This is a genomic window from Xenorhabdus hominickii (assembly GCF_002632725.1).
Classification (GTDB): Bacteria; Pseudomonadota; Gammaproteobacteria; order Enterobacterales; family Enterobacteriaceae; genus Xenorhabdus; species Xenorhabdus hominickii.
The window spans coordinates 1,207,227-1,221,033 of record NZ_NJAI01000001.1 but is presented as its reverse complement, the minus strand read 5'-3'; the positions used below and the strand labels follow the sequence as shown (position 1 = coordinate 1,221,033).

The following is a 13,807-nucleotide window of genomic DNA, read 5'->3' as shown; positions in this document are numbered from 1 at the left end:
TACCATAAATGGAGAATCCCAATGCAGACCCCTATAAAAGCAATCATGGCAGGCATTCTGTTAGCATCATCGATGTCAGGTATTGCACACGCAGAAGATAAGATTGTTATCGCCCATCGTGGGGCCAGTGGTTATCTACCTGAGCACACCCTGCCAGCTAAAGCCATGGCCTATGCACAGGGCGCTGATTACCTCGAACAAGATCTGGTCATGACCAAAGATAATGAATTGGTCGTATTGCATGACCATTATCTCGACCGCGTAACGGATGTCGCAGAACGTTTTCCAAACCGTGCACGTGCCGATGGCCGCTACTATGCCATTGACTTCACCTTACCAGAAATCAAATCGCTGAAATTTACCGAAGGCTTTGATATCAAGGATGGTAAAAAAGAACAAAGCTATTCAAACCGTTTCCCAATGGGAAAATCGGATTTCCGCATTCATACCTTCCAGGAAGAGCTGGAGTTTATTCAGGGACTCAACAAATCCACTGGCAAAAATATTGGTATCTACCCTGAAATCAAGGCTCCGTGGTTCCATCGCCAAGAAGGTAAGGATATTACCACCAAGGTATTGGAAGTTCTGAAACAATATGGTTACACCAAAAAAAGCGACAAAGTCTATCTGCAATGTTTTGATGCCAATGAACTGAAACGCATCAAAAATGAGCTGGAGCCGAAACTGGGAATGGATCTGAAACTGATTCAGCTTATCGCTTACACCGACTGGAACGAAACCTACGAACAAAAATCCGATGGCACATGGCAAAATTATAGTTATGACTGGATGTTTAAACCGGGTGCTATGAAAGAAGTGGCGCAATATGCTGATGGCATTGGCCCTGATTACCATATGCTTATCGACAATGATTCTACACCGGACAACATCAAGTTAACCGGCATGGTGAAAGAAGCACACGCCAGTCATTTGGCGGTACATCCGTACACTATCCGTATCGATCAACTGCCCAAATATGCCACCAGCGGCAAGCAATTGTTTGATATCGTTTTCGACAAAGCCGATGTCGATGGCGCATTCACCGATTTCCCTGATTTAGCGGTGAAGTTCTTGGAAGAACATCACGAGCATAAATAAGTTTAGTACAAATCATAAAGGGGACATTTAAGTTGTCCCCTTTATTGTTCAACATCAGATTAAAACTATGCGATTCATCGCTTCACATCAGGAAATTCCCACTGGGAATGCGATCACTTCACTGATCCTTTCTGCCCCCAATGCCAGCATAATCAAACGATCAACCCCCAAAGCGACTCCCGCACATTCAGGCATCCCATATGCCAATGCTTGAAGCAAATATTCATCAATCGGCTGAACAGGCAGTCCCATCGTTTCACGTTTACGATTATCCTGTTCGAAACGCAGTCGTTGCTCCGAGCTATCCGTGAGTTCACGGAAGCCATTCGCCAATTCCATACCCTTGAAATACACTTCAAAGCGCTGGGCAACACGATGATCTTCTTTACTGATTTCTGCCAAAGCCGCTTGGGATGCCGGAAAATGATAGATAAATGTCGGTTTCTCAATGCCGATATGAGGCTCCACTCCCATAGTAAAGAGCAGTTGCAGCAAAGTATCCCGATCTTCTTCGTGATCAGCGATATTGCTCAGATCCAGTTTTGCAGCCACTTCACGCAATTTCTCTTTGCTTGCAGTAAGGGGATCGGCTTCCAGATACCGAATAAATGCTTGTTGGTAAGAAAGTGATTCAGCACTTTCACAATCCAAGATCTGCTGCAATAAATCATCCACTTCATTCATCAGGCGGTACATGTCGTAATGTGGCCGATACCATTCCAGCATGGTGAACTCAGGGTTGTGATGACGCCCCGCTTCCTCATTACGGAAACTTTTCCCCATCTGATAAATGGAACCACTTCCAGCCGCCAACAGACGCTTCATGTGGTATTCAGGGCTCGTCATCAGGTACAAAGTCAAACCATCCGCCGCTCCCGGCCCGACAAAGCGCGTCTGGAAGGGAACCAGATGGACGTCGGTGATGGTCGCTTGACTCATCGCGGGTGTTTCAACTTCCAGCACCCCACGTTCTGCGAAAAAGCGCCGTATTTCTGCTAGAATCTCCGCCCTTTTCAATAAATTGGCGATAGGGGCACTTGGCTGCCAATCCGCGACTTCGTTCATATTCCTATGACTCCAAAATAAAACAAAACGCGCAGTTTACCCGCATCAAGCCCACCAGACAAATCATTGCCTTCACTTTATTTATACTGAGAAATATAGATATCCATATCTATACTCAAGTAAATTCTTTTACAACACTTTTTAGCTGCACGTTGATAAAAAATTAATTATTCATCATATGATGATAACACCTGCAATGTATCTTTCCTGATGCTTCCCCACAAATCCATTGGTTTTCAGTGACACCTTTCTCTGGTGAATTAGAGCTAACAATAATGTTGTGTATAACCCTACTCCTTCTATTTGCTTGTCAGGACTTACTAAATAAAAATCAGTATATACTTCTTCTTCAGTATCTTTAAATGTTACTTTAACATTATTAGTTGAGGTTGCTTCAAATCTGGGATAAGTTTCCAATTCTATTATTTCTACATTTCCATAATATTCAATTTCATTTAAAGAATAAGATTGATCACTACTCATAACAATACTCCTTAAAAAGATTTTTCATATAAAAACACAAACAGACAAAGGATTGCCACATAGATATCAGCATTTAAATCAAGCACCATAGCAATATATTAAATATTACTATTAATCAATAAGATAAATAAAAGTTAATTCAGTTTATTACTGGTGTAACTCTCTCCAATCCACATAATTATTTATGTTATTTTAGGTTATTCACTTACCACTATGGTACAACTGAAAACCTATTAGAGACATATAAAAGTTAGTCAGGAAACACTATTTTGTCAAAAAATAATTCGTGATATTAAATCTTATTTTTAGGCTATTAAATTAATAATGGAAACAATTACCCCTTTTTAATACTCATGCCATATTTTTATTTTTATCTATAAAAATCAATCGGCAAACACAGTAATCACCAGATATTTATTAACCTATTAACTTATCAATAAATATTATTTAATTCACATATTAATTAGATGAATTTCTTTATAATAAAAGACATCACCGTTATACGAATTAATTAATTTAATATTTTTTTATATACACTACATTTTATATAAACCAAAATGATGAAGTTATCTTCATATTGGCACGTAATTTTCAAATAGGTTAAAACATGCACAAGATCATATTTTATCAGTAAAACCCTGCAAAACCCGCATCCATATCAAGTTTACCCTTTCCACAATCCGTTATAATTAAACCACATAAAAAGTAAAGGATAATGTTCCTAATTCATTAAGGTACAAAAGATTTACCGATAACACTCTGTCAAACAAGAAAAAATGTCGCTGCATAGATAGCAAGGATAAAGAAAGTGACGAGTGATAATGCATTGGGTCTTCTGACGTAAATTTATTAATTTCACTTGATGATTCACTTGAACAATGGAGAAATGCAGTGAAAACTTTCAATACTGATCTGGCAATTATTGGGGCGGGTGGTGCAGGTTTACGAGCAGCAATCGCGGCTGCTGAAGCTAACCCCAATCTCAATATTGCGCTGATATCAAAAGTTTATCCCATGCGTAGCCACACTGTGGCCGCAGAAGGTGGCTCAGCAGCAGTCACTCAGTCGCACGATTCCTATGATTTTCATTTCAACGATACGGTGTCCGGTGGTGACTGGTTGTGTGAACAAGATGTGGTTGAATATTTCGTCAAACACTGCCCGACAGAAATGATCCAACTGGAACAGTGGGGCTGCCCGTGGAGCCGTAAGGAAGATGGCTCCGTGAACGTACGTCGTTTCGGTGGCATGAAAATTGAACGTACATGGTTTGCCGCAGATAAAACCGGCTTCCATATGTTGCATACTCTGTTCCAAGCCTCTCTTAAATATCCCCAAATTCAGCGTTTCGATGAGCACTTTGTGCTCGATATTCTGGTAGACGAAGGACAAGCGCGCGGTTTGGTTGCTCTGAACATGATGGAAGGCACAAAAGTTCAGATCCGCGCGAATGCAGTCATTATGGCAACCGGCGGGGCCGGACGCGTATATCGTTACAATACCAATGGCGGTATTGTTACCGGTGATGGAATGGGTATGGCACTCCGCCACGGTGTACCATTGCGCGATATGGAATTTGTGCAATATCACCCAACAGGTTTGCCAGGATCAGGGATTTTGATGACCGAGGGCTGCCGTGGTGAAGGCGGTATTCTGGTCAACAAAGATGGCTACCGCTATCTACAGGATTATGGAATGGGGCCAGAAACACCTCTTGGTCAACCAGAAAATAAATACATGGAATTGGGGCCACGGGATAAAGTTTCTCAGGCTTTCTGGCATGAATGGCAGGCTGGCCGTACTATCGCTACTCCTCGTGGTGATGTGGTTCATCTTGATCTACGCCATTTGGGTGAGAAAAAACTGCTCGAACGTTTGCCATTTATCTGTGAGCTGGCAAAAGCCTATGTTGGCGTCGATCCGGTCAAAGAACCGATCCCTGTTCGACCAACCGCGCATTACACCATGGGTGGAATCGAAACCAATCAACAGTGTGAAACCCGTATCAAAGGGCTATTCGCCATTGGAGAGTGCTCTTCCGTTGGCTTGCATGGCGCAAACCGTCTTGGATCTAACTCTTTGGCTGAATTGGTTGTCTTTGGTCGTCTGGCTGGTGAAGAAGCCGTCAAACATATTCAGGAAGTACAACCCGCCAATGACAGTGCACTGAATGCCCAATCCCGTGACATCGAAGATAAATTCAATAAATTACTGAACCAGAAAGGCAGCGAGAATTGGGCGAAAATCCGTGATGAACTGGGAACGTCAATGGAAGAAGGCTGTGGTATTTACCGCACACCTGAGCTGATGCAGAAAACCATCGACAAAATTGCCGAATTGAAAGAACGTTTCAAACATATCGAAATTACCGACCGTTCCAGTGTATTCAATACTGATTTGCTCTACACCATCGAGCTGGGATTTAGTTTGGATGTCGCTGAGTGTATGGCGCATTCTGCCATGAACCGCAAAGAATCACGTGGTGCCCACCAGCGTCTTGATGAAAGCTGTACCGAACGCGACGACGCAAATTTCCTGAAACATACTCTGGCTTTCTATAATCTGGAAGGTGCCCCCCGTTTGGAATACAGTGATGTGAAGATCACTAAATCTCAACCGGCGAAGCGGGTATATGGTGGAGAAGCAGCGGCACAAGAGAAAAAACAGAAGGAGCAGGCGAATGGCTGAGATGAAAAACCTGAAAATGGAAGTCATGCGCTATAACCCAGAAATCGACAACGAACCTTATTTCGCTACTTATGAAGTACCTTACGATGAGCAGACTTCATTGTTGGATGCGTTGGGTTACATTAAAGATAATCTGGCACCTGATCTTTCCTATCGCTGGTCTTGTCGCATGGCAATCTGTGGTTCCTGCGGCATGATGGTGAACCGCGTTCCCAAGCTGGCCTGTAAAACGTTCCTGCGTGACTATGCACAAGGGATGAAAATCGAAGCACTGGGTAATTTCCCGATTGAGAGGGATTTAGTTGTAGACATGACGCACTTTATTGAGAGCCTGGAAGCAATCAAGCCCTATATTATCGGCAACAATCGCAAACCTGCGGATGGCCCGAACGTGCAGACACCGGCTCAGATGGCAAAATATCATCAGTTTTCGGGATGTATTAATTGTGGCCTGTGTTACGCTGCCTGCCCTCAATTCGGCCTGAATCCCGAGTTCATTGGCCCCGCAGCAGTCACGCTGGCACATCGCTATAACCTAGATAGCCGCGATAGCGGTAAGAAAGAACGTATGCCCCAAATCAACAGCGATAACGGGGTCTGGTCTTGTACTTTCGTCGGTTATTGCTCTGAAGTTTGTCCGAAGCATGTCGATCCGGCGGGTGCTATTCAGCAAAGTAAGGCAGAAAGCGCCAAAGATTTCCTTATCTCTATGCTGAAACCACAATAAGGAAGGAGAGAGCAATGACAACAAAACGTAAACCTTACGTGCGCGGCATGGAAGCTAATTGGTGGCATAAACTCGGTTTTTATCGCTTCTATATGCTGCGTGAAGGTACATCCGTTCCTACCGTTTGGTTCAGCTTGCTGGTGCTTTACGGTTTGTTTGCCCTGAAAGATGGCCCGGAGAGTTGGGCAGATTTTGTCTCTTTTCTGCAAAACCCGGTGGTACTGGTGATCAATATCATCACCCTGCTGGCAACATTGCTGCATACGAAAACGTGGTTTGAACTGGCTCCGAAGGCGCTCAATATCATTGTCAAAAATGAGAAAATGGCACCGGGGCCGATAATCAAACTACTGTGGGCAACCACAATTATTGCGACTGCCGTCATTCTCAGCGTAGCACTACTTTTTTAACCCCAAGGAGGATCTGATGAATCAAGTCCCTAAACGTTCCGATGAACCGATTTTCTGGGGTCTGTTTGGTGCCGGCGGTATGTGGAGTGCCATTGTTGGCCCGGCGATTGTTCTACTGCTGGGCATCTTGGTACCTTTTGGTCTGGCACCTGAAGCGCTTTCTTATGAGCGTATCCTGACATTCTGCCAAAGCTTTATCGGGCGCATCTTTTTGATGCTGATGATCAGTTTGCCACTGTGGTGTGGATTGCACCGTATCCATCACGGGATGCACGATCTGAAAATCCATATCCCAGCCAGTAAATGGGTTTTTTATGGTGCGGCGGCTATTTTAAGTATTGTGGCCTTGATTGGGGTTTTTACCCTGTAATGACCACCGATAGAATATCCATTGACGCAAAGCCCACTTCAATGTGGGCTTAGTTTATTGGATAAAACGAAGAATCTGATGGCGATAAGCGCTTCAGTGAAATCCTGATGTTCTAACGCCTTTCCTAAACACTCATTAGCTGCCTTCTGAGATATTTTTTTACCATAAAACATGCCAAGAAAGATTATTAGTAACCGCTATGGTGCCTGAGTACCAAACCTAAACACCCAGAACAAACGTTTATAAACCTATAGCATCCTATCCGATATTTGCCAAAACACACTCCACATCTAGATAATCTCCCGCTTGAACGCAGAATGTGATTTTTCCTGAACGGTGTGCATGGATCTGTACCTCCATTTTCATCGCTTCCATTACAGCAATGACATCACCTTCATTAACTTGTTCACCTTCTTGAACTATCCAAGAATGCAAGATGCCAGAAATAGGTGCTTTCACCTGACTGGGGTCTGTCGGTACCTTTTCTTGTATCTCTTGTATCGTTGGCTGAAAGCGTTTCTGCTCACCAACAGGTGCTAGCGCCAATTCTGCCAATAAATCCGATGGCAATCCTAATTCATGCCGACGACCATCAATTTCAATAAAAGTACGCGTAACTCCCTGACTTTCTGTTACAGACTGGCGCGGTAATCTTTCCAGTTCATTGATAAAATCAGTCTCAATCCAACGGGTATGGACACAAAATTCATCACCGGAAACAAAATCAGCATGTTCCATTACGGCTTGATGGAAAGGTAATACAGATTCCACACCTCGGATTTTGAATTCTTTTAATGCCCGACGAGCACGAGAAATGGCCTGTTCACGCGTCGCTCCGGTGACAATTAATTTTGCCATCAGAGAATCAAACGTTGCAGGAATAGTGGAGCCACTTATCACGCCGGAATCCAATCTAATTCCGGGACCGGAAGGCGGGGTAAATTCGCTGATCGTTCCAGAAATAGGCAAAAAACCTTTGCCTGCATCTTCCGCATTAATGCGAAACTCAAACGAATGGCCTCTTGGGGATGGCGTTTCTTGGATGCTCAATGGGTAGCCTTCCGCCACCCTCAACTGTTCGATAACCAGATCAATGCCCGTGGTTTCCTCCGTTACCGGATGCTCTACTTGTAAGCGAGTATTTACTTCCAAAAAAGAAAGGGTTCCATCTGCACTTAGTAAAAATTCGACCGTACCTGCGCCCACATAATTGGCTTCCGCACAAATCGCTTTTGCTGACTGATGAATCTGTTCTCTTTGTTCTTGCATCAAGAATGGCGCCGGGGCTTCTTCCACCAGTTTCTGATTCCGGCGTTGTAAAGAACAATCACGGGTTCCCAACACCACAACATTGCCCAGCTTATCCGCAATAACTTGCGCTTCTATATGACGTGGCTTATCCAAAAACTGCTCGATAAAGCATTCGCCTCGCCCAAATGCGGCTATCGCCTCACGAACGGCTGAATGATAAAGCTCGGCCACTTCATCCAATCGCCAAGCCACTTTCAATCCACGCCCACCACCACCAAATGCGGCTTTAATCGCGATCGGCAAACCGTGTTTTTCCGCAAAAGCGACAACTTCTTGTACCTCTTTGACTGGCTCTGATGTCCCAACCACCAAAGGGGCACCCACTTTTTGAGCTATTTTACGCGCCTTAACCTTATCGCCCAGCTCATCAATAGTTTCAGGATTAGGGCCAATCCATATTAAGCCAGCATCAATCACTGCCCGGGCAAACTCAGCACGTTCAGACAAAAAACCATATCCCGGATGCACCATCGTTGCCCCAGACCGCTTTGCCACATCCAGTAAACGAGGGATATTGAGGTAAGTTTCTGTCGGGCTATTTCCACCCAGAGCATAGGCCTCATCAGCCAATTGAACATGTTGTGCGTTGATATCAACATCCGCATAGACAGCGACCGTCTGTATTCCGTAATCACAGCAGGCACGAATAATACGGACGGCAATTTCACCACGGTTGGCAATCAGTACTTTTTTAGGTTTGTTATTTAGATGATTCACAGTGGTGTTCATAGCAACTCTTTACTCCCTTGGATTTCAAGAAATGGGCGGATGGGGTTAAATCGGATTTTGGCGTTGATAGGGATCTGACCGGCAAGATCAAGGTGATAATCTGCTACTGAGGCAATAACTGGATAACCTCCTGTTAATGGATGATCAGCTAAAAAGAGGACAGGTTGACCACTGGCAGGAATTTGAATCGCCCCGATACAAGTTCCTTCACTCGGTAGTTCTTGCTGTTTAGTACGCGATAGTGAGCACTCACCATTTAATCGCAAACCAATTCGGTTAGATTGAGGGGTCACCTGCCAAATCTGTTTTAGCAATAATTCGAGCGCTTCTTGAGTAAACCAATCAGTACGGGGGCCAAATATGATATCTAATACCACGACATCATCTTTATCAGGCATAGCAAAAGCGGGCGTTTCAGAGAAAGAGACTGCTGTATAGTAAGCAGTTTCTCCGATGGTTAACTTATCACGTACTTTCAACGGCGCAGGCCCGATATTGGACAGCGTATCAAATGAGTGACTGGATAAGACGGATGGAACAACAAAACCTCCCCGCACAGCCAAATAAGATCGCATTCCGGCATCAGGAGTACCCAACGAAATTTCATCACCATCGTTCAGATCAATCGGTTGGTAAGTACTCACATGGAATATTTCACCCGAGGTAGTTTTTATCTTTATTGGGCATGATGCTCCCGTAATCGCAATTAGCGTCTGTCCATGAACCATCGCCTTAAACCCGCCCTGCACTATCTCCAGACAGGCTTGATCGGAGGCGTTGCCAACTATACGGTTTGCACTACGCAGAGCACTTTTATCCATCGCACCGGATTCTGAGATCCCTAATCCTGATTGCCCAAGGCGCCCCAAGTCCTGAAACAAGGTTTGTAATCCCACAGACAGAATTTCCAAATAGCACGCAGTTTCTGGTGCTGAAATCGTGTTCTTGATGGACGTTTCTGGCAAGCTGACTGTCGTAGGACGCTGTCCAACATTACGAAAGTTGACGCGATAGCCCGGTTGCAATAAGGCAGGAGATGAGCGGGAAAGATCCCACATGCGTTCGGTTGTCATACCGATAATCTGCCAACCTCCGGGACTCGCTTGTGGGTAAATGCTGCTGAATTCCCCCGCAAGTGCAACAGCACCCGCCGGAATACGCGTCCTAGGTATTTCTCGACGAGGTATATTCCATTGGGAGGCATTCGATGCCATATAGGCAAACCCAGGGGCAAACCCAGTAAAAGCTACGGTATATTCATTTTCGGTATGTTGATGAATGACTTCCTGAACAGTACATCCCAATATTTCCGCAACCAGCGCGAGGTCATCACCGTTGTAATGCACAGGAATTTCTATCCGTTTTCCCATTGCATAACCACGCTCTTGCAAATCTCGACTACTAATTTCTGCCACCAATTGTCGGGTTGATATTTTTGTCGGCCGAAAACGAATCATCAAAGTTTTCGCTGCCGGAATAATTTCTTCAATCCCCAAAATAGGTGACATATTCAGTGAATCAAGCAGGGCCAGTGTTTCTGCCAATCCACTCAATTCAACCATTATGGTATTGCAGTTAACAGGTAAAAAATGCAAGGCTATCTCCCTAAATAATTAACCGTATCAATGCGATCCATACTCATGAATGAATAAATGTTCGAATGGTAATTCCCGCCTGTTGCAAAACGGTTTTGACCTGTTTTGCCATCTCTACCGCGCCAGGACTGTCGCCATGCACGCAAATCGAATCCGCCTGAATCGGAGTAAATCTGCCATCAATCGATTCAACGCCTCCTTCTGTCACCAACTGCAACATACGTTGAGCAACGAGATTTGCATCATGCAATACAGAGCCCGCTTCACGGCGGGAAACTAATTCTCCCTGTGAGGTATAGGCACGATCAGCAAAAGCTTCTGCAATGGTTTGCAGCCCTCTCTCCTGAGCTAATTTGAGAATGTTCGATCCCGCCAATCCAACCAATGCGAGGTTGGGATCAATCGCCAAAATACCTTCAATGACAGCAATCGCCTGATATTCATCATTTGCGATTGTGTTATAAAGCGCACCGTGAGGTTTTACATAACTCACTGTAGTGCCAGCGGCTACAGCCAATCCTTGCAAGGCACCGATCTGGTAAATAACGTCCGCAGTCAGTTCATGGCTGGCGATATCCATTTTACGTCGTCCAAAGCCAACCAAATCGGGATAGGAAACATGGGCACCTATTGCCACATTATTTTTTTGTGCAGATTTCAATGTCTGTAAAATCCCCGCCGGATCTCCTGCGTGAAAACCGCAGGCAACGTTAGCGCTACTGACAATCCCCAGTATTTCTTCATCATTTCCCATGCGCCATTGACCGAAACTTTCACCGAGATCACTATTTAAATCGATTGTTTTTATCATGATGGTTTCCTTAAGCTGATTTCAAAAACTCAAAGATAGAATCGATAGACATGGCACCCATGTACCATGTCAACACACAAGTAACTACACCTGACCACAACAACCAACGTGGGTAGACATATCCCGCCATTAAATCCGCGCGTTTCCAGCCAACATAAACAAAGATAGTCAAACCAAGAGGAAGAATAAGCCCGTTGAAGCCACCGGCGAAAACCAATAAAGCGGCTGGCGGTGTTCCCATTAAGAGATAAACGGCCAACGAGGCGGCAATAAAGAATAAAGTCGCTATACTGCGCTGACGTTCTGTAAATTGCTTTCGAAAGACACTGCCAAAAGAAATGGAGGTATAAGCAGCACCAATAATACTGGTAATTGCTGCAGCCCAAACGATTAAACCAAAAATGCGCAATCCAAATTCACCGGCTGCTGCCTGAAAAGCTTGCGAAGCAGGATTTGCCGTTTGACTGGCAACATCGAGTGTAACGCCACTGGCAACCACACCCAAAACGGCAAGAAATAACAAATATCGCATCAAACCAACGACCAAAATCCCTTTGGTTGCTGCACTAGAAACGACTTCGATGTTTTCGATACCTACAGCACCTTTATCCAGCAAACGATGAGCACCGGCATAACAGATATAACCACCAACAGTTCCGCCCACGATAGTGGTTATCGTCGCAAAATTGATTTCATCCGGTAGCACGGTTTGCCGTAAGGCTTCTCCTACTGGCGGGTTGGAGACTATCGCAACAAACAAGGTCATTCCTATCATGATTAGTCCCAAGATCACGATAATACGATCAATCGCGACACCCGCTTTACGAGAGGTAAAAATATAAATAGCCATCAGTGCACTGAATAATCCACCCCACTTTGGATCCAACCCCATCAAGGCATTAAGCCCTAATCCAGCTCCCGCAATATTACCGACGTTAAAGACTAATCCACCAAAAATCACCAAAATAGCCAATAAATATCCACTTCCTGGAATAGCAGCATTGGCAATATCAGCTGATTGCATTTTGGTTAATGTGACAATTCGCCAAATATTTTGCTGTACCACAAAGTCGATCAAAATAGAGGCTAAAATACCAAAGGCAAAAGCAGCTCCCATTGTCGCCGTAAATGTCGCAGTCTGAGTGATAAACCCTGGCCCAATCGCTGATGTCGCCATCAAAAAAACTGCAGCAATCAAAGAAGAACGCCGATTTGATGCAAAATTTACTGTGTCTTGTTTTACGGTTTGCTGCATAGCCATAAGCTATTCTCCCCTATCATCTTTATTGTATTTATTGTTTTCTAAGCAATATCCGTACCATTGTGGAACTAAAAAAGAAAATTGTTTGGTTAAACTGAATATATTGTTGAACAATAAATAAGATCTGATGAGGAAATAAGCAAATAGAATTGTGTTATTGATCCTAAAAATCCAATAAAGATCACTTTATTAACATTTTCCATTGAATTAATCGCCAAAATGCACAATCTAGGTGCAATAAGCACAATAATATTGCCTCATATTGGTTCAAGGACTGTAACTTGCTGGTTATCGGGGAATATGTGAAGATTCGCTTTTATACGCTTTGAAGGGTGTTTGTTATCAGCCATTAAACCTAACGGATAACTATGAAAAAAAACCATTCTCCCCAGATTTTGAGCAAAAGAATTGCTGAAACTATAAGAAATAAGCTGGTTGTTGGGGAGTTATTACCTGGACAACGACTATCAGAAGCCGCGCTTAGTGAACAACTTGAAATTTCACGAAATACGTTACGTGAAGTGTTCCGCCTTCTTACACAAGAAGGGCTGCTGAAACATGAACCTAATCGGGGCGTATTTGTTGCAACACCGGATATTGCATCCATTATTGATATCTATCGGGTTCGACAGCTAATTGAGTGTCAGGCTTTGGCTCAGGCTTATCCAATGCATCCCAGTGTTGCCAAAATGAAACAAGCCGTTGAAGTCGCCCAGCAATGCCGCGATCAGCAAGATTGGATTGGTGCCGGAACTGCAAATATGCGCTTCCATGCCGCGATCGTCGAATTAACTGATAGTGAAAGGTTAATCGCTTTCTATCACAATATCTCCGCAGAACTCCGTCTGGCTTTTGGCATCTTGAATGATCCTGAACTTTTGTATGCACCTTATATTGATAAAAATGCACATATCCTGGAACTGCTTAATTCGGGAGAAAATGAACTGGCGGCTAAAAAAATGAAGGATTATTTGGAATTATCAGAAAGGGCGATACTGGCCGCTTATACGCGTAAAAATAACCAAATACCATAAAAAAACCTAAATACGGTATCTATTCTCATTCCATTCGCTGGAATAAGCGGGCATAAAATGCGCGGGTATCACCGCCCCAAACGCCAAAAAGCCATCCGGAACCGGATGGCTTTGGGGCAAAAGTGTTGTCTGGCAGTTCCCTACTCTCACATGGGGAGACCCCACACTACCATCGGCGCTACGGCGTTTCACTGCTGAGTTCGGCATGGGGTCAGGTGGGACCAC

At 44.2% G+C, this 13,807-nt stretch carries 12 protein-coding genes and 1 other annotated feature; of the genes, 6 read left to right on the top strand and 6 right to left on the bottom strand.

What is annotated here, in order from left to right; translation table 11 throughout:
• Window positions 1–21: 21 nt before the first annotated feature.
• Entirely contained in the window at window positions 22–1,098 is a 1,077-nt protein-coding gene (gene glpQ, locus Xhom_RS05435; RefSeq protein WP_069317739.1) for a glycerophosphodiester phosphodiesterase, read from the top strand.
• Window positions 1,099–1,185: 87 nt separating this feature from the next.
• On the opposite strand, the gene epmA is transcribed toward glpQ, so the two are convergent.
• The gene (gene epmA / locus Xhom_RS05430; RefSeq protein WP_069317738.1) at window positions 1,186–2,163 is read right to left on the bottom strand and encodes an elongation factor P--(R)-beta-lysine ligase; all 978 of its coding nucleotides are present in this window, start codon (window positions 2,161–2,163) and stop codon (window positions 1,186–1,188) included.
• Between the two features lie 174 nt (window positions 2,164–2,337).
• The gene (locus Xhom_RS05425) at window positions 2,338–2,646 is read right to left on the bottom strand and encodes a hypothetical protein (RefSeq protein WP_069317737.1); all 309 of its coding nucleotides are present in this window, start codon (window positions 2,644–2,646) and stop codon (window positions 2,338–2,340) included.
• 891 nt (window positions 2,647–3,537) lie between these two features.
• Here Xhom_RS05425 and frdA point away from each other — a divergent pair.
• From frdA to frdD, 4 genes are read left to right on the top strand one after another with little or no spacing between them, the layout of a single operon-like run.
• A complete protein-coding gene (frdA, locus tag Xhom_RS05420; protein ID WP_069317736.1) occupies window positions 3,538–5,334 on the top strand; it encodes a fumarate reductase (quinol) flavoprotein subunit in 1,797 nt (598 codons plus the stop codon).
• Complete coding sequence (locus Xhom_RS05415) at window positions 5,327–6,061, top strand: succinate dehydrogenase/fumarate reductase iron-sulfur subunit (protein ID WP_069317735.1); 735 nt, start codon at window positions 5,327–5,329, stop codon at window positions 6,059–6,061. The genes frdA and Xhom_RS05415 overlap by 8 nt, the downstream gene beginning before the upstream one ends.
• 14 nt (window positions 6,062–6,075) lie before the next feature.
• Window positions 6,076–6,471, top strand: coding sequence for a fumarate reductase subunit FrdC (frdC, locus tag Xhom_RS05410; RefSeq protein ID WP_069317734.1), 396 nt, complete (start codon window positions 6,076–6,078; stop codon window positions 6,469–6,471).
• A 16-nt stretch (window positions 6,472–6,487) separates the two neighbouring features.
• The gene (frdD, locus tag Xhom_RS05405) at window positions 6,488–6,841 is read left to right on the top strand and encodes a fumarate reductase subunit FrdD (RefSeq protein WP_069317733.1); all 354 of its coding nucleotides are present in this window, start codon (window positions 6,488–6,490) and stop codon (window positions 6,839–6,841) included.
• 258 nt (window positions 6,842–7,099) lie between these two features.
• Here frdD and Xhom_RS05400 read toward each other — a convergent pair whose 3' ends face one another.
• The 4 genes from Xhom_RS05400 to Xhom_RS05385 are packed head-to-tail and all read right to left on the bottom strand — an operon-like array spanning window position 7,100 to window position 12,548.
• A complete protein-coding gene (locus tag Xhom_RS05400; RefSeq protein WP_198148722.1) occupies window positions 7,100–8,881 on the bottom strand; it encodes an ATP-binding protein in 1,782 nt (593 codons plus the stop codon).
• Window positions 8,878–10,476, bottom strand: coding sequence for a 5-oxoprolinase subunit B/C family protein (locus tag Xhom_RS05395; protein WP_069317732.1), 1,599 nt, complete (start codon window positions 10,474–10,476; stop codon window positions 8,878–8,880). The genes Xhom_RS05400 and Xhom_RS05395 overlap by 4 nt, the downstream gene beginning before the upstream one ends.
• A gap of 43 nt (window positions 10,477–10,519) precedes the next feature.
• Window positions 10,520–11,287: a LamB/YcsF family protein gene (locus tag Xhom_RS05390; protein ID WP_069317731.1), complete on the bottom strand. Its 768-nt coding sequence runs from the start codon at window positions 11,285–11,287 to the stop codon at window positions 10,520–10,522.
• A gap of 10 nt (window positions 11,288–11,297) precedes the next feature.
• Window positions 11,298–12,548, bottom strand: coding sequence for an NRAMP family divalent metal transporter (locus Xhom_RS05385; RefSeq protein WP_069317730.1), 1,251 nt, complete (start codon window positions 12,546–12,548; stop codon window positions 11,298–11,300).
• A gap of 368 nt (window positions 12,549–12,916) precedes the next feature.
• Between Xhom_RS05385 and Xhom_RS05380 the strand changes: the two genes are divergently transcribed.
• Window positions 12,917–13,582: a GntR family transcriptional regulator gene (locus tag Xhom_RS05380; RefSeq protein WP_069317729.1), complete on the top strand. Its 666-nt coding sequence runs from the start codon at window positions 12,917–12,919 to the stop codon at window positions 13,580–13,582.
• A 138-nt stretch (window positions 13,583–13,720) separates the two neighbouring features.
• Window positions 13,721–13,807: a sequence feature (5S ribosomal RNA rRNA prediction is too short), on the bottom strand.